Source organism: Exiguobacterium sp. S3, assembly GCF_018617295.1.
Lineage (GTDB): Bacteria > Bacillota > Bacilli > Exiguobacteriales > Exiguobacteriaceae > Exiguobacterium > Exiguobacterium profundum.
On the sequence record NZ_JACSJW010000001.1, the window covers coordinates 836143 to 852731 of the forward strand.

The following is a 16589-nucleotide window of genomic DNA, read 5'->3' on the forward strand; positions in this document are numbered from 1 at the left end:
ATCATCTATTCGCTCACTATCACACTTCTCTATTTGCGGAAACAAAAGAATACGTAAAAGGGCGATCCTCGTAGGAGGACCGCCTTTAATCATTATTTCGCTTTCAAATAAGAAATTCCAATTGACCCGGATCCCGTATGCGCCCCAAGAAGTGGTGCGAGTGTATCAACTCTGATCGGAATCGTGTCACCGAGTTGTTTTTTCCACTCCTCAGCAAGCTCAGGGACATTTCCGTGGAAAATCGAGACGTCCTGACATTCACCGGACTCGATTGCCGCACGTAACACTTCGAACAAATGGGCTTGTGCTTTCTTGTATGTGCGGACCGTTTGATACGGGACAATCAAACCGTCTTCGAATCGAAGTACAGGTTTCAATTGAAGCATGTTCCCGATGAGCGCCTTCGATTTAGAGATTCGACCGCCTTTTTGCATCTGCGTCAAGTTTTGAAGCGTCAATTCGATGCGGACGTCCTCGACGCGCTTCTTCATGTATGCTTCCACGTCTTCAAGCGCATCGCCTCTTTCGACGCGTTCAATCAACTCCTCGAACATGAGTCCCATCGTATAGATACCTGCCCGTGAATCGAAGGCGAGCAACTTGAACTCCGCAATCTCAGCCCCTTGAACGGACGCCGAATACGTCCCACTCAGGTCAGACGATAGGTGAATCGCGATGCCCATATCGTACTCTTCTTTCAATTTTTCATAGAGTGTGACGAAATCCCCGATCGCGGGCTGACTCGTCGAGACGCGCTCTCCCGCGTCAATCCACTCGTAAACCGTTTTCGCGTCAACTTCGATTCCATCTTTATACGGCTGGTCCCCTTTGACGACATAGAGCGGGACAATGTGGATGCCAGGATGTTGCGCTAATGCATCTGGAAGGACAATCGTACTGTCCGTGATGTAAGCAATCTTCATAAAGAGTTCTCCCTTAAAAAAAGTTTTTAGTACCTGGTTATATTATTTTATCACAGGTGAAGCGGTTTCACTATTTTTTCAAAACATCCTATGTGTAGCTCGTCCAATCACTTCTCGAAAAGGGTATACCTTAGATAACAAATAAAGGAGGCGTGTGTGGCATGATCGAACTACGGAACGTCAGCAAAATCTATAAGACAGGCGACGTGGAAACGGCCGCCTTGAAAGACATCGACCTCACCATCCGGGATGGCGCGTTCGTCGTGATCCTCGGTCCAAGCGGGAGCGGGAAAAGTACACTGCTCAACGTCATCAGCGGACTCGACACGGTCACCTCAGGTAAGATCACGTTCGGCGACACCGTGCTGACCGACCTATCCGTCGATCAGATGACTGCTTTTCGACGCGACCATCTTGGCTTCATTTTCCAACAATATAACCTTCTTCAAAACTTGACCGTCTATGAGAACGTACAAATTGGTTCTGACTTAACGAAAGACCCGCTGCCGATTGATGAATTGCTCGAACAAGTTGGGCTCACAGCGGCACGTGATAAATACCCCTATCAACTATCGGGCGGTGAGCAGCAACGTGTCTCCGTCGCCCGCAGCCTCGCCAAAAATCCCGCCATCATCTTTTGTGACGAACCGACGGGCTCACTCGACGAGGAAAATTCGAAGAGAGTACTCGAACTATTGGAACGATTGAACAAGACGTATCAAAAAACAGTCGTCGTCATCACACACAATAATGGAATCAGTGAGATGGCGGACGATGTCATCAAGATGAACTCCGGTCGAATCGTGGAGGTGACCCATCATGAGACCCGGGTCGCGGCACGTGACATCCATTGGGGATAAGGGGGTGGCGACATGCTGTATAAAAACGTCTGGAAGACATTAAATCGGAAGTGGATGCAACTCCTCGCCATCGCCATCATCATCGTCATGAGTTCACTCACGTACACGATGATGTTCTATGGCATCAGTGGAATCGAGGTCCCGACTGAAGAGTATCTGGAAGAATCGAATCAGGAAGACTTTGCGATTGACATGCTCAATCGGGTGACGGAAGAGGAGTTACGCGACCCCGCTGTCGCCACGCTCGCGGAAACAGGAACGTTCACATTGGCTGACATCAAACAAGCCGATGCGGAAGTCTTCAATCGTCTGATCGCATCGCGAATCGCTGCCGTCGAACAGGAGATGCCGGATGCTACGATTGAACTCCGTGACTTAAAAGCCATCACCTACACGTTCGATGATATTGAACATCGGGGATTGATCGTCAAAGAATCAGACACGATCAACCGCTCCTACCTCGAAGCCGGTGATCGACCGAGCGCGAATGACGAAGTCGCCCTCAATAAAAAATATGCAGAGGAGAACGGTATCTACATCGGAGACACAATCGACATCGGCAAACCGTTCACGGTGAGTGGATTTGTCCTCTTTCCGGACTATACGCTCCCACTCTTCGATGATAACTTCTTCAACTTGGACCCTGGTTCACAGACCCTCCTTTTGATGACGGATGAATCGTTCGAAACATTCATCGGGCAAGAGTCTTTCCGACTGTCCGGGGTGACCGATCAAGCGATCAAGACCGACATAGACCTCCCGTTTGTCGTCTCGGTCATGGAGACGGAAAATATTATCCGAAGTGGTGCCATCTACAGTGAGATTTCATCCGGCAAGGCGATGGCGCTCGGACTCAGTCTCTTTATCGTTTCTATCGCTGTCATCATCGTCGCCATCCTGATCTCGAATACGCTCGAGGCGGAACGAGGACAAATCGGACTGTTGAAGGCGATTGGTTATAGTCGTCGGCAAATCGCATCGCCTTACTTGGTGCTCATCTTGGTTTTCGCATTCTTTATGCTCATCATCGGTTATTTCCTGGGGCTTTATTTCGCGAACCCGTTGAAAGAACTCTATCTCGACTTCTATCTTTTACCGTCCATCACCATCGCCCAAAGTCCACTCGTGTTCGTGACAGCCGTGTTCGCCCCGCTCCTCTTCTTTGCGCTCGTTGCAGGAGCTGTCATCTATAAAATTATGGGTGAGAGCGCCCTTGCCCTCTTGTCACCACGGGACAATGTCTCATTGAATCGACTCAGTCGACTTGTCAGTCGCCTGTTGAGACGGGCGAGTGGCAAGACGAAGTTCAAATATTTGTATGCCGTCAAGAGCACGGGGAGTTTTCTCATCTTCTTTCTCGGTATCCTCTTCTCGACGATTCTCATCGTTTTCTCCCTCATGATGAACGGCGCCGTCGACCGTATGACCGTTGGCGGATTGAACGAAGCGGTGTATGAATACGAGGCGTATACAGACGGGACACCGGTTTTAGAAGCGGGACAAGAACCGTTCCTCACCTATCCGTTCGCCTTTGTCGAAGATAACCTGATCACCTTGAAGGGACTAGACTTCGACAACACCTTGTTCCCACTCCGAAACGAAGATGGGGATGTGTTGACACTTGAACCCGACGGCCTTGTCGTCTCCTCCTCACTCGCGCTAAAACTCGGCCTCGATGTGGGTCAAGACATCGATGTTGCACTCGACGGGGACACGTTGACCTATCCCATTATCGGGATTGCCGATGAATTCTCTGGCGACTTCGCCTATTTGCCCCGGGCGACGTTAAGTGAACTTCTCACCGCTGGCGCAACGGATGATCTGTTTAACGGTATCTATGCGACGGAGCGTCCGAGCGAATCGGACTATTCGACTATTCTGTCACGCCAAGGGTTGATTGATCAGTCCGAATCGATCAACCAATATATGAATTTCATGATGAATGTCTTGATTGGTGGGGCGTCCCTCATCGCTTTCAGCATCCTGTTCGTCTTGACGGCACTGACGGTCGAGAAGAACTATTACGTCATCTCCTTGTTGAAGGTGATGGGATATGAGAAACGGGAAGTCCGCTCCATGATTTTGAACAGCTACTTCATCTATGCGCTCATCTCTGCCCTCTTGAGCATCCCCATCGCCCTGTTGACGCTTCGGGTCATCATCGTCGTCTTTGCAGAAAATTATGGACTCGTGCTCCCACTTGAATTCGAATGGGTCTATATCGTCTATACGCTTGGCGCTGTCGTTCTCCTCTTCTTTATGAGTACGTTCATCAGCCGCCGAAAAATCGATCAAATCCCACTTCAGGAAGTATTGAAGACATATCAAGAATAATTCATGCCAAAATAGGGCATAATAAGAGATAGACCAGGTCTCTCCTGAGGAGGGACCTGACTTTTGCAGAAAAGGATGATATACATGAATCGTACACAAGTTATGCTCGCCATTCCCGGAAACTGGTCTTCCGCAGAAGGCGTCAGCGAACAAATCAGTTTACATAGTGAAGGCTATACGATGGCCGGTCTGTTATTGCTCGAAGATGAGACAGGCAAGGCGTTCACCGTTGAAGTCGTGGAACGTGACCCAGCCCTCGCCGAGGCGATGCTTCACGCGAGTTCTGGCGGATTCACACCGAAAGTGGCGAAAGGAATCGCTCGTCACACGCATGTCGTCTACTTGATTGTCGACGTCAACGATTTGACAGACGTCGCCGCGGCGCGCCGTGCCGCCAACGCCGTCTTGAACGCAGGTGGACTCGGGGTCATGGTCGAGTCAGCTGGTGTCGCTTACTCGAAAGACGAGTGGCAAGAGTCAAAAGAAGAAGACCTCGCACTCGACTACTCGCTCCTCACGGCCATCACAGAAGAAGAGAACGCCTATATGTCATGGGGAATGAAAGCGTTCGGTCATGCGGACGTGGCCGTACCGATGACACTCGACATTGAAGATGCCATTCACGTGATTCATTCGTTCAACTTCCACCTCATCTCCGGTGGCGCGATGTTCGGCGACGGCGACCATTTCGCCTTCGAGGACGGGCGTGCCTTCACGGTCGAGATGGGAGAAGACGAGCGGACGACCATCGACAACTTATTGCATAACCCGTTTGGCTTGATTTATCTCGTCCCACAAGCAGCAGAATAAGAAAGAGGCTGGACATAACCCAGTAGATTCATAAGAAAGAGGCCTCCGTGAGCGAACAAGTCGCTCACGGAGGCCTCTTGTCATTTTTATGGGTTCGCGCACGCATTTCGGACTAAAAAGAGGGGTCCTGCCACCGAAAATCGGTGACCGGTCCCCTGTTTTTATCACAAATCTTTAAAATCGGCTAGTTATGTTCCAGCCTCCTGTTCACGCTCGTCTCATTTCTTGCATGCGTTCGAGTTGATGCGTCAGTTCGCCGATTGGCACGAATCGTGCCCGACGGAGCATTTCTTTCCCGTTGATGAAAAAGAGGACGACCGGAACGGTGAAGATGGAGAAGGCGCCTGCGACTTCCGGCACCTCGTCCGAATCCACCGCGACCGCCTCAATTTTCGGAAACTGATGGAGCATCTCTTCGATTTGAGGTTTCAGCGCATGACAGACACTGCATCCCGGATGTGACACGTAGACGAGCAGCTGTTCCGTGCTCGCAATCCGTTCATTCAATCCAGTCAAGGTTGTCATTGCTTCCATCTTACATTCCTCCTACTTGATTAAGCGTTGAGCCACAAGACACCGACCGTCTCGAATCCTGCATGTACCGCAATCGAAGGACAGAATCGAGTCCGTACGACTTCGAGACCTGGTAGTTTCGACTCGATGAGTGCGACGAGGTCATCTTGCATATTCGGTGCGAGAGCCGTCTGAACGAACACCCGGTTGTCCTTCACACCGTTTTCCGCATGACGACGTTCGAGTTCACCGACCATCTCCGCATAAGCCTTCTTCAATGAACGGGCCTTTTTGAACGGGATGACTTTCCCCGTCTCATCGAGGGTGATGATCGGCTTGATGTTCAAGATGTTCGCAAGGAACATCTCACCGGAAGAAACGCGACCGCCTCGGCGCATCGTTTCCATGTTTCCAATGATCATGAAGAAGTTCTTCTTATCGCGCCATGCTTCGAGAAGGGCGACGATTTCCTCTACTGACTTGCCTTCAGCTTCAGCGGCCTTCCCGATTCGGACGAGTTCTTGTTGCGCCTCGAGTGCGGCATGCGAGTCGATGGTATACACGGTAAAGTCAGCCGCTTCGGCAGCTGCTTTCGAATTTTTCGCCGTACTGCTCAATCCATTCGAGCAATGGACGGCGATGGCACAATCATATCCCTCTTCTTTCAAGCGTTCGTAGCGGGCGATGAAATCTCCGAAGATCGGTTGTGACGTCTTCGCTTCTTTCTTTTGGTCAATCATATACCGATGTAGGTCTTCGAGAGAGAGTTTGGTTTCACTATAGCCGTTCCCGTCCACGATCAATTGAATCGGAACGATATCGACACCGAGACTTGCTGCCTCTTCTTGAGAGAAGTTGGCCATACTGTCGGTAATCCATGCGATTTTTGTCATAACTAAAAAGCCTCCAATAGTCGTTCATTTTTGTCCAATCCCATTATACCTTATTTCCCGCCGCTATTCCTACTCGACCGAACGGGACGAAAAAACAGAGCGACACACGGTCGCCCTGCTCCTCTTCATTTGGTCGAGATCAATTTTGTATGGGCGAACTCATCATGCGGCAACTCGAGGTCTTTATTCGACTTCATCTGTTGAAGTGCACGGATGAGCGGAATCCCAAGCGTCGCCGGGTAGACGACGTCTTTATAGAGTGTTCGTTTGACGACTTGCTCCAGTGAAAGCGGGCGTCCGTCCGCACTCACGACTTTAATTCCGACGACACGGTCTCCTAGCGTCTGACCGTTTTGATACAACATACAATACACTTCTCCGGCCATCGTCACGACGGTCGGTAAGTAATACCGTTTTACTTCTTTGTCTGGCCAAATCTTTTGACGGACGGCCTTTTCAATCAGTTTTGCCGGTGTCTGAAAGACGAGTTGGTCGATTTGACCAGCGACGGCTCGTTTCCAAAGTGGGACTGCCACAGCAATCATCCTTTCTCTCGGTTCTAGCCTTTCAATTCCTCTTTTACCAGCTGACGAAACCCTGAGAACGGACATCCACTTCTAGCAAACAGGTTCGGTGTCTTGATCTGATTGTCGTAATGCTCGTGAAAAACGTGCGTCGTCGCAGGAGAGAGAGGCGGGATGAGCCAACTCCATTGCCCGGTGACGTCACGCCCCGCGTCCCGTTCGTTTTTTTCGAACCGCTTGAACTGTTTGGCAGCCGTATGGTGGTCGACAATGGTCACACCTTCCCGCTCGAACGATTGCAGGACGGCGATGTTCAATTCGACGAGTGCCCGGTCGCGCCAAAGCGACCGCTCTTTCGTCGTATCGAGCCCGAGTGACCGTCCGACGAGCGGCAACAAATCATAACGGTCCGTATCGGCCAAATTCCTTGCCCCGATTTCCGTCTCCATATACCAGCCGTTAAACGGGACCGAGGTAAACCGTAGACCTCCGATCTCTAGTTCCATATCCGCAATCGCTGGGACTGCGTGCCATTTGATGGTCCGTCCGTCAAACAAGTCCACATCCTCGTGCCGAATGTCCACCTCAAGCACGGCCTCACTCGGCAACTCAAACAAGCGGACGTCTCGCCCGTCCGTGATCATGAGCGGGAGGATATCGAACGGCGTGCCGGCTCCGACCCATCCGAGTTCTTTCGCGCGCTTCGTCATCGTGACGGACATCGGGTCTCCGATGATTCCGTCAGGTGTCTCATATCCCGCGTACCGAATCAATTGTGTGTTCAATAGTTTGAACTCGTTCGGAAGAACCGTCATCGTCGAACGGATTTTTCCGCCGTTCGTGGCGAACCGAAGGTGGTCGACAAGATGGGTGTAGACAGCCTCAAACGTATCGGCGTCCCGTGCGTCAATCACATGGAGTGTCTGCCAAAACAAGCGGCCGATGCAACGATTCGAATTCCGCCACGCCACCTTGGCACCCTCACACAACTCTTCCGTCGTCAATGAATAGGTGCCCGTGCGCTCAATTTCATCTTTGATTTCTCGGAGGCGTTCGGAAGGGTCGTCATGCCATTGCCGCATCCAGTCGCTCGCTTGTTCATACAGATTCATATCTAAGGTCTCCTCACTCGATTCTCTCTTTCTCCATCTTAGAGAAAAGGAGACCCCTGTTTCAACTATCTATTCTCACAGAAGACAAGTCGGGTACTCAAGACCGCTCTGGCTGATGGACGAGTTCGATGTAGTCGGTGACTTCTTCGTTTTCGCTCACTTCCTGCTCGAGGGCGGTCATTTGCGCCTCGATGGTCGGACTTGATTCGTAGTCGGCGGCATATTGATACAGCCCATTCGTCACTTCAGTCATTCGACGTAAGCGGACAGGCAAGTCTGTACCGGATACAAAACGAATGATGAACGTGACGTCTGAATTGCTTGAGTCAACCGCTCTCAATCGTCAGGATGAACCGTTTCTCGGGTTAACGCCTGTTCGTGATACGGCGCAAACTCTTCCGCATCGGCTGGAGATCATGCGCAGTTATCGAACAGCAGTCCCATCTTTTCATTCGAGTCGATTAGTCGACCATTTGTATCGAGTACGTAAATAGCATCCGGATACTGTTCAATCAGGAGCGAATCCACATGGAACGGGGGAATCCGTCCAGTTGACAATAGATCCGTGACGTCACCATTGACGCGATGAATCCATTTTTTGAAAATCGCCATACAACCTCTCCTTTCGAAAGAGATGGAAGTTTCAAACGGAAATTCTCGTGTTCATACAAAAAACTAGTTTTTAAAGCATTAATTACCAATTACCCATCATTGTTCCATTAGAAAACCCCACTCGTTTCAAAGTGGGGTCAATGATTAGTTCCGTTCGAGGACGAACGTCTTGTATGCAGGCACGCTTACTTTTCCAGTCGCGCGCTTGATTGTCTTCGTTCCGGCACGGTCGCCATCGACAATCACGTTCCAGTTCCCTTTTGGAAGGGTGACTTGGACATTCGTCGGGTTGGCGTTATGCGTGATGAACAAGTCGTTCTTTTGACCCGGTGCATCTTCGTCAATCGTGTACGTGATGACGTTCGCTTCCGCTTTGTGGAACGTCAAGAATCGTTTCACATCGCTCGCTTTTGTCATCCGAAGACCTGGGTTGGCTTTACGCATCTCAATCAAGCCTTTCATGTATTGGACGTCCGCCTTGCGGTCGGCTGCCCGTTTCCAATCGAGCTGGTTGATCGAGTCCGGTGATTTGTACGAGTTGTGGTCGCCTTCCTTCGTACGCATGAACTCTTGTCCGGCGTGAAGGAATGTCGTCCCTTGGCTCGTCAAAATGATGCTTGAAGCGAGTCGGTGCATCTTCGTCTTGTTCACTTCAGATGCGATCGGGTTCGTCAACTCCAGCTTGTCCCATAACGTGTGATTGTCGTGGGCCTCAACGTACGTGATGGCTTGCGTCGGTTCTTTCGTGAATCCTTTAATCGTGTCGTTATACGCGATCTCACCGACGATTCCCGTCTTCACGCGATTTTCCATGCCTTCTTTTCCGTTGACGAATCCTTTGTCCTCATCGAAGAAGACGCTACCTTTCAAGCCGTCACGGATGTTGTCATTGAAGTGGGCGATGCCCGGCATGTCGTAGGCGTTCTTTTGATTTGCTTTTAATTCAGCATCGAGCGGCGTACCAAGGTCCCATCCTTCTCCGAAGACGAGAATCGACTTGTCGACTCGATTCAACTCCGAACGAACCTTGTTCATCGTGTCGACGTCATGGATTCCCATCAAGTCGAAACGGAATCCGTCCCAATGGTACTCTTTTGCCCAATAGACGACCGAGTCGACGATCAGCTTTTGCATCATCGCCCGTTCAGATGCCGTATCGTTTCCAACACCTGTACCGTTGGCGAAGTCACCACCTGCTGTGTAACGGTAGTAGTAACCCGGTACGATTTTGTGCAAATTCGACGCCTGCGCATCGAACATGTGATTGTATACGACGTCCATGACGGCACGTAAATTGTTGTCATGTAACCCTTGAATCATCTGTTTCATTTCCATGATACGTACTTTCGCATCGTAAGGATTCGTTGAATACGACCCTTCTGGTGCATTGTAGTTTTTCGGGTCATATCCCCAGTTGTACGTCGCCATCGGATTCGTCTCATCGACGGAGACCGTGTTGAAGTCATAGACCGGAATGAACTGAACGTGTGTCACGCCGAGATCTTTGACGTGATCGAGCCCCGTCTTCGTTGCCGTTTTCTTTCCGTCAACGAGAAGACGCGTTCCTGGTTCGATGACACCGAGATACTTCCCTTTGTTTTGGATGCCTGAGTCGTATTTGTCCGTCTTCACATCAAAGATGGAGAAATCACGGACATGCGTCTCATAGATGATCGCGTCAGTCGATTGTTTCAACTTCGGTTTCATCGAATTCCAACGTTTTGGATCTGTCTCTTTCAAATCGACGATGACACCTTGGTCACCGTTCACGCCGACAGCCGTCGCATACGGATCGACCGCACGGACCTTCCCTGTCGCATGGGTCACTTGGTACGTATAACCGATGCCGTCCAGGTCACCACGAACTTCCGTCACCCACGTGCCGCGCTCACCGCGCTTCATTTGAATCACTTTCTTCATATCTTTGTCGTTCGTCGGTCGGTTCGTCGGCATGTTCCACAGTTCGAGCTCGACTTGTTGAGCCGTCGGTGCCCAGAGGACAAACTTCGTTTTCGACTTTTGGTACGTGACACCGAGTTTACCGTCGTATGCATATTTCGCATCAAATTCTTTCGAACGAAGAACTTTGCCGGCTTGGAGCGTCTGTTCTCCGAACTCAGGGTGCGAGGCTTTGATGACTTTCGCTAAATCGATGTCTGTTTTGAATTGAATCGTCACCGACTTGTCGCTAGCTTTTTCAATCGATTCCACCGTTGCCCCGTCTACGCTCAATTCATCGATAAACGCATCCGTGATGACGCGGTTCGTTGTGAGTGTCGCTTGACGGAACGTGTCCGCCGAGAACGAGACAAGTTTTGGAGAGCGATCGATTTGTGGCTCTGAATAGTAGATTGTCGAATCTCCTTCAACGAGCCAAATCTCTTTCGCAGTCCCGAGAACGAATCGGTCTTCCCCATCCTTCTCCGTCCATTCTCCTTTTTTCGTGATCAAGCCCATGAGTTTCTTCGATTCCGGGTTGGCGAGTTTCACGTTCGCGACGGCACCGAAATCATCAGCCTCATCGAAGGCGATGCTCTGCCCGTCCCCACCGTCCGGCCAAGCCCAAAGACCCCAGTCCGTATATGTATTGTCGTAACGGAAATAATGAACTTTCATATCGATTTCCGTCGAAGCCGTCTCCCCGTCCGGGTTTGACGTATAGATGGTCGGATCGCCTGACTTGATCCACACTTCGGCGACGCCATCTTGAATCATATCGCTTGTGATGAAGCGGTCGTTCTCAGAACCTTTATCTTTGTCCCAATTATCCGTGCGGACGATGAGACCGATTTTTTCAGGTGAATCGACTGGGAATTCGTAAGCCGCCACCTTTCCGAATGCATCCTCCCCGTTGAATGTGAAGCCTTTATTCGGGAAGTAATCTGGGCCGTTCGCCCAAAGCCATAAGTTCCAATCCTTTTCGTTATCCGGCGCCTCTTGATAATGGACGACGACAAGTGTCGACTTCCCTTTATCTAAAGCGGACGTCGGCATCGGAAACATTGACAGAATCAGTGCAAACGTTAGCACAACTGCCCATACGGGTTTCCATTGCTTTTTGACCATGAGGGTCCCTCCTTGTAGCACTATTTTGAGAAAACGCTTACACAGAAATTGTAAACGGTTTCTTTTAGTGAAGCAATGTTATTTTAGTAAAGTAGAGCACTAAACACCTTTCCTCCACAAAAAGGATTGCTTTCCGAGAGTTCAACCTGTATTTAGAATTTAAGGAGGAAAAACTTAATTGCTATCACTTACAAACTTAATTAATAACCTAATTGCCAACGCGAGCCTTTTGCTCGTTGGTCTATATCTGATCTCACGTTTTACCAAGCTCGGTTTCACAAATAAATTACCGATTCGGCGTCAGATGACCATCTCCATCCTCCTAGCAGGACTCTCTATGATCATCACGCTTCATGGTGTACTTTGGAACGCTCAAGCGGACTTTCAGTATGGATTTGTCCCACTCATCATTTCTGCTTTGTACTTTGGGATATCTGGTCTGCGTATCACGTATGTGACGAGTATTATCCTACTTCCGTTTATCGTTCCCGGAGAAATGCTACTTCTGATCACACTCCTAGATTATTCCGTAGCAGCTGGAACAGCATTTCTGTTCTTACGAATGCGCGAACGGATCCAGCCGACACAAGATATTCGAATCGTAAATATGATTAGTCTTACGTTCATTGCACTCTTCTCTATTCTCAACATGACGAACTATAAGGAGCCAAGTGCATATTTTATAACACTCATCTGGTTTTTATTCATCGGTTACGCGGCAGGATTCTTTTTGCATATCGTGTATGGTGGCATACGAAAAATCGAACGCTCTGAACGTCTTATCACAAAATATAAAGAAGCGGCTTATACGGATACATTAACGGGGTTAGGTAATAGAAGACAGTTTGATGAGGAAATGAAACGCGTCGATGAAGAAGTGTTCACGTCGCCGAACGAGATTGCGTTGTTGTTAATCGATATCGATCACTTCAAATCAGTTAATGATATGTATGGACACGATGCGGGTGATGCAATTTTAGTCGAGCTCGGTCAACGTCTCTCTGGAATCGCGCGAGCAGATGACATGGTCTGCCGAAACGGTGGAGAAGAGTTCTCTGTTTTACTTGCCGACTGCAACCTTTCGCAAGCCATGTCGATTGCGAATCGCTATTTGACCGAAGTTTCGAAACAACCGTTTCAATTACCTGACAGATCGATGCTTGAGGTCACCATTTCAATCGGAGTATCGAGCACTTCTGAACGAAAGGTCGTCACATCCGCCCAACTAATCAAAAAGGCAGACATCGGTCTTTACGTCGCCAAACGGAACGGGCGAAATCAAATCGGCAAATGGAGTCAACAGAAAGCAAACTAACCTCTCACATTTGTGAGAGGTTTTTCAAAGTTTATTCCATTCATCGAGCGACTCCAAGTAACGAAGATAGCTCATCTTGATTTCTTCATCTGTCAAATCCGCTGGTAAGAGTGGCCGTGGGACGAGACCTGTGAACTTGGCACCTCCGACATGCGCAAAAATATAAGAGGCGACTTGCTTAGACATATACCTCGTCAAAAAACCGGTCACATACTTCCCGTCTTTGCTCTCGAAGACGATGTCGAGTCGTCGTCCTTCCTGTTCATCGATGATCAACTGGTTGTAAAGTCGATGTGCCTCGTCTTTGTACTTGTATCTCATCCCGCGTCTCGCATTGTCATCAATCTCCCACTGATGGTCTTGTCGCTCTTTCGTCGTGAAGATTTTCTCGAGCGTTCTTGTGTCATCAATCGTTAAGCAACAAAAGATATGTTCATAGGACAGTTGATCGTCGTTCACCAAGTCCATGATGTCCGTCTTCGGGATAATTCTTGCCTTGTAGCGCACCATGACACGACGGACGACTTCTTCTTTTTCAAAAATGAGCCACTGCTTCCGTCGCTCAAACTTCTCATGTAATATCTTATAATCCATTCACTTCACCTCACGTCCAGCATATCAGAAAACGACGCCCACAATGGACGTCGTCATGATCAGTTTCCGTATTTTTTAAACAACTGATAATTCTTGTTTCCACCTGACAAGTTGTACACGTCAGTGAATCCGAGGTTACGAAGCACGTTCTGGGCTGCGTTCCCCGTCACCCCACCGTTACAGTAGACGACGGTCGTTTTGTCCTTGTCCATGTCTTTCGCCGCTTCCCGGAGGTTGCCGAGTGGGACGTTGACCGCACAATCGACACACGCCTTCTCGAACTGCGCAGCTTTCCGCGTATCGATGATTTGCATGTCTTCCCCGGCATCGATTCGTGCCTGAAGTTCGGCCGGCGTGATGAGTCGAGCCGCCTTGTCGATACTGTTCGAAAGCACCATCCCCGTATACATGACCGGGTCTTTCGTCGTCGAGAACGGTGGTGCGTAGGCGAGGTCGAGATGGAACAAGTCGTCCACTTTCGCCTTAAGGGTGATGGCCGTGACGAAGACGTCGATTCGTTTGTCGACTCCTTCAAATCCAACGATTTGGACACCGAGCAGTTGACGCGTCGCACGATCGGCGACCGCTTTAATCGTCATATCTTTTCCACCCATATAAGCAGGCTTATCCGGTTTCGTGTTATGAAGCACCTCGATATCGTACCCGAGTTCACGTGCTTCTTTTTCGGCGAGACCCGTTTGCGCGACGGCAAGCCCGAACACTTTGAAGATGCCCGTTCCGAGGATACCCCGATGTTCGAGGTGACCGCCCGTGATGACGTCCCCGGCGGTCCGCCCCATCTTGTTCGCTGTCGAACCGAGTGGACGCCAAATCGGTTTCCCAGTCACGATCGAGAAACTCTCCGCGACGTCTCCTGCCGCATAGACATCAGGGAGGTTCGTCTCCATCCGCTCATTGACGGCAATCGCTCCTGTCTCACCTAGTGTAACCCCCATCTGCATAGCAAGTTCGACGTTCGGACGGACTCCGACAGACAAGATGACGAGGTCGGTCTCAATCGTCTTCCCACTCTCCGTGACGACCCGTTCGACGTGTCCGTCACCGACAAGTTCTGTCACGGTCTCTCCGAGCATGAGCTCGATTCCGTTCTTCTCGAGGTGTTCCTCAACGCGACACGCCATATCCTTGTCGAGTGGTGGCATCACTTGCGGTACACGTTCGATGATGGTCACGTCCACACCACGAAGCTTCAACTGTTCCGCCATCTCTAGACCGATGAAGCCGGCTCCGATGATTGTCGCATGTTTCGGGTCTGTCGAATCGACGAAGGAGCGTGTCGCCTCCGCATGTTGGATGTTTCGAATCGGGAAGACGTTGTCCGACTTCACCCCTGGAATCGGTGGGATGATGCTCGACGCACCCGTCGCAAGGACGAGGACATCATATGAGTCCGTGAACGTGTCACCCGTCTCTAAGTTTTCAACCGTCACCGTCTTCGTGTCTTTGTCGACTGAAGTCACACTATGACGCGTCATCACGTCGATGTTGTAGCGCTTCTTGAAGAAGGCCGCATCGCGCGGTGTCAAATCGTCACGTGACTCGACTTCTCCCCCAACGTAGTAAGGAATCCCACAACCAGAGTACGAGATATCGTAATCTCGATCGTAAATCGTGATTTGTGCGTCTTCGTTATTCCGACGCGCTTTCGCCGCAACCGATGTCCCTGCAGCGACTGAACCGATGATGACTAGTTTCATATATAATCCACTCCTCAATAAAGTAATAAGCTGATGTATAGGCCGAGCAACGTGATAGCCAATGTCGGAATCGTCAAGATGATCCCGACTTTAAAGTACTGTCCCCATCCGATTTTGAGGCCTTTCGTACGAAGGACGTGGAGCCATAGAAGCGTCGCTAGCGACCCAATCGGGGTAATCTTTGGACCGAGATCGGAACCAATGACGTTCGCATAGATTAACGCTTCCCGAATCTGTCCGGTCGTATGCGTCAAGTCGATGGCGAGCGCATCAATCATGACGGTCGGCATATTGTTCATGACCGATGACAAGATGGCGGCCAAAAAGCCCATCCCGAACGTGGCACTGAAGCTGTTAACCGCGAACCAATCGATAAAGTTCGCCAATACTTGAGTGAGTCCGGCATTTTGTAAACCGTAGACGACAATATACATCCCGAGCGAGAAGAAGACGATGGCCCACGGTGCACCTTTGATGACTTGCATCGTCTGGACCGCTGACGAGCGGTTAGCCATCACGAGGAAGAACAAGGCGATGACACCCGCGACGAGCGAAACGGGGATCTCGACTAAATCACTCGTGAAGTATCCGATGACCAGTAAACCGAGTACAATCCAGGATAAGCGGAACATCGTATGGTCTTTAATAACGGACGAAGGTTCAGCCAACTGTGAGGCGTCATACTGTTTCGGGATATCTTTTTTGAAATAAAGGTACAACACGAGCAGACTCCCCGCGACCGCGAACACGTTCACGAACACCATCCGCGCGGCGTACTCGGCGAACCCGATGCCAAAGAAGTCGGCTGAGACAATGTTGACGAGGTTCGAGACGATGAACGGAAGACTCGCCGTATCGGCGATGAATCCGGATGCCATGACGTATGCCAAGACGACCGTGTCCGGTAGTTTGAGAGCCCGGACCATCGCCAAGACAATCGGTGTCAAGATCAGCGCCGCCCCGTCATTTGCAAACAAGGCTGCGACGAGGGCACCGAGTAGTGTGATATAGACGAAGAGCTTCACCCCTCCACCTTTGGCGATTCGCGCCATATGTAAGGCAGCCCATTCAAAAAATCCAATCTCGTCTAAAATGAGCGAAATGATGATGATTGCGATAAAGGTGAACGTCGCGTTCCAAATGATGCCCCACACCGTTCCGACGTCATCAAGATTGACGACGCCCGAAACGAGAGCGATGACAGCCATCCCCATCGCCGAGTAACCGATGCCGAGGCCTTTCGGTTGCTTGATGATGAGGAAAAGCGTCACAAGAAAAATTAAACTAGCAATCCACTGCACAATGTAATCCTCCA

15 protein-coding genes are annotated in these 16589 nt (G+C 50.2%); 4 read left to right on the forward strand and 11 right to left on the reverse strand.

Translation table 11 applies throughout. From position 1 onward, the window contains the following. Window positions 1-92: 92 nt before the first annotated feature. Window positions 93-923 (reverse strand): DegV family protein, encoded by an 831-nt coding sequence (locus tag KNO65_RS04380; RefSeq protein ID WP_214781855.1) that lies wholly within the window; start codon window positions 921-923, stop codon window positions 93-95. Between the two features lie 161 nt (window positions 924-1084). Between KNO65_RS04380 and KNO65_RS04385 the strand changes: the two genes are divergently transcribed. From KNO65_RS04385 to KNO65_RS04395, 3 genes are all read left to right on the forward strand, one after another. Then, window positions 1085-1783 (forward strand): ABC transporter ATP-binding protein, encoded by a 699-nt coding sequence (locus tag KNO65_RS04385; protein WP_074036096.1) that lies wholly within the window; start codon window positions 1085-1087, stop codon window positions 1781-1783. 12 nt (window positions 1784-1795) lie between these two features. Next, complete coding sequence (locus KNO65_RS04390) at window positions 1796-4117, forward strand: ABC transporter permease (RefSeq protein WP_214781857.1); 2322 nt, start codon at window positions 1796-1798, stop codon at window positions 4115-4117. Between the two features lie 84 nt (window positions 4118-4201). Next, window positions 4202-4927, forward strand: coding sequence for a hypothetical protein (locus tag KNO65_RS04395; RefSeq protein ID WP_078147418.1), 726 nt, complete (start codon window positions 4202-4204; stop codon window positions 4925-4927). Between the two features lie 207 nt (window positions 4928-5134). On the opposite strand, the gene KNO65_RS04400 is transcribed toward KNO65_RS04395, so the two are convergent. The 7 genes from KNO65_RS04400 to pulA all read right to left on the reverse strand — a co-directional run bounded on the left by KNO65_RS04400 (window position 5135) and on the right by pulA (window position 11647). Next, a complete protein-coding gene (locus KNO65_RS04400) occupies window positions 5135-5461 on the reverse strand; it encodes a thioredoxin family protein (RefSeq protein WP_214781865.1) in 327 nt (108 codons plus the stop codon). 20 nt (window positions 5462-5481) lie between these two features. Further along, a complete protein-coding gene (locus KNO65_RS04405; protein ID WP_078147420.1) occupies window positions 5482-6333 on the reverse strand; it encodes a DegV family protein in 852 nt (283 codons plus the stop codon). A 125-nt stretch (window positions 6334-6458) separates the two neighbouring features. Further along, window positions 6459-6878, reverse strand: a complete 420-nt coding sequence (locus KNO65_RS04410) for an RDD family protein (protein WP_214774773.1) — start codon at window positions 6876-6878, stop codon at window positions 6459-6461. Between the two features lie 14 nt (window positions 6879-6892). Beyond that, on the reverse strand, window positions 6893-7969 hold the full coding sequence (locus tag KNO65_RS04415) for a nitric oxide synthase oxygenase (protein ID WP_214690577.1): 1077 nt from the start codon (window positions 7967-7969) through the stop codon (window positions 6893-6895). A 97-nt stretch (window positions 7970-8066) separates the two neighbouring features. Then, window positions 8067-8309: a hypothetical protein gene (locus KNO65_RS04420; protein ID WP_214781868.1), complete on the reverse strand. Its 243-nt coding sequence runs from the start codon at window positions 8307-8309 to the stop codon at window positions 8067-8069. Window positions 8310-8383: 74 nt separating this feature from the next. Further along, window positions 8384-8581: a hypothetical protein gene (locus tag KNO65_RS04425; protein WP_214781869.1), complete on the reverse strand. Its 198-nt coding sequence runs from the start codon at window positions 8579-8581 to the stop codon at window positions 8384-8386. 144 nt (window positions 8582-8725) lie between these two features. After that, window positions 8726-11647, reverse strand: coding sequence for a type I pullulanase (pulA, locus tag KNO65_RS04430; RefSeq protein WP_214781872.1), 2922 nt, complete (start codon window positions 11645-11647; stop codon window positions 8726-8728). 178 nt (window positions 11648-11825) lie between these two features. On the opposite strand from pulA, the gene KNO65_RS04435 reads away from it, so the two are divergent. Continuing rightward, entirely contained in the window at window positions 11826-12962 is a 1137-nt protein-coding gene (locus tag KNO65_RS04435; RefSeq protein WP_214781873.1) for a GGDEF domain-containing protein, read from the forward strand. Window positions 12963-12986: 24 nt separating this feature from the next. Here the strand turns inward: KNO65_RS04435 and KNO65_RS04440 are convergent, their stop codons facing one another. From KNO65_RS04440 to KNO65_RS04450, 3 genes are read right to left on the reverse strand one after another with little or no spacing between them, the layout of a single operon-like run. Further along, window positions 12987-13556 carry a hypothetical protein gene (locus KNO65_RS04440; protein ID WP_214781875.1) on the reverse strand — a complete coding sequence of 190 codons (570 nt, stop codon included), beginning with the start codon at window positions 13554-13556 and terminating at the stop codon, window positions 12987-12989. Window positions 13557-13615: 59 nt separating this feature from the next. Next, window positions 13616-15274 (reverse strand): FAD-dependent oxidoreductase, encoded by a 1659-nt coding sequence (locus KNO65_RS04445; protein WP_214781877.1) that lies wholly within the window; start codon window positions 15272-15274, stop codon window positions 13616-13618. Window positions 15275-15288: 14 nt separating this feature from the next. Further along, the gene (locus KNO65_RS04450) at window positions 15289-16575 is read right to left on the reverse strand and encodes an arsenic transporter (protein ID WP_214781879.1); all 1287 of its coding nucleotides are present in this window, start codon (window positions 16573-16575) and stop codon (window positions 15289-15291) included. Window positions 16576-16589: the final 14 nt, after the last annotated feature.

Excerpts from the sequence above, each read along its gene's own strand:
- KNO65_RS04440 (WP_214781875.1), bottom strand. The coding sequence starts at position 13,556 with ATGGATTATAAGATATTACATGAGAAGTTTGAGCGACGGAAGCAGTGG.
- KNO65_RS04395 (WP_078147418.1), top strand. The coding sequence starts at position 4,202 with ATGAATCGTACACAAGTTATGCTCGCCATTCCCGGAAACTGGTCTTCC.
- KNO65_RS04405 (WP_078147420.1), bottom strand. The coding sequence starts at position 6,333 with ATGACAAAAATCGCATGGATTACCGACAGTATGGCCAACTTCTCTCAA.
- KNO65_RS04445 (WP_214781877.1), bottom strand. The coding sequence starts at position 15,274 with ATGAAACTAGTCATCATCGGTTCAGTCGCTGCAGGGACATCGGTTGCG.
- pulA (WP_214781872.1), bottom strand. The coding sequence starts at position 11,647 with ATGGTCAAAAAGCAATGGAAACCCGTATGGGCAGTTGTGCTAACGTTT.
- KNO65_RS04390 (WP_214781857.1), top strand. The coding sequence starts at position 1,796 with ATGCTGTATAAAAACGTCTGGAAGACATTAAATCGGAAGTGGATGCAA.
- KNO65_RS04425 (WP_214781869.1), bottom strand. The coding sequence starts at position 8,581 with ATGGCGATTTTCAAAAAATGGATTCATCGCGTCAATGGTGACGTCACG.
- KNO65_RS04385 (WP_074036096.1), top strand. The coding sequence starts at position 1,085 with ATGATCGAACTACGGAACGTCAGCAAAATCTATAAGACAGGCGACGTG.
- KNO65_RS04410 (WP_214774773.1), bottom strand. The coding sequence starts at position 6,878 with ATGATTGCTGTGGCAGTCCCACTTTGGAAACGAGCCGTCGCTGGTCAA.
- KNO65_RS04380 (WP_214781855.1), bottom strand. The coding sequence starts at position 923 with ATGAAGATTGCTTACATCACGGACAGTACGATTGTCCTTCCAGATGCA.
- KNO65_RS04415 (WP_214690577.1), bottom strand. The coding sequence starts at position 7,969 with ATGAATCTGTATGAACAAGCGAGCGACTGGATGCGGCAATGGCATGAC.
- KNO65_RS04400 (WP_214781865.1), bottom strand. The coding sequence starts at position 5,461 with ATGGAAGCAATGACAACCTTGACTGGATTGAATGAACGGATTGCGAGC.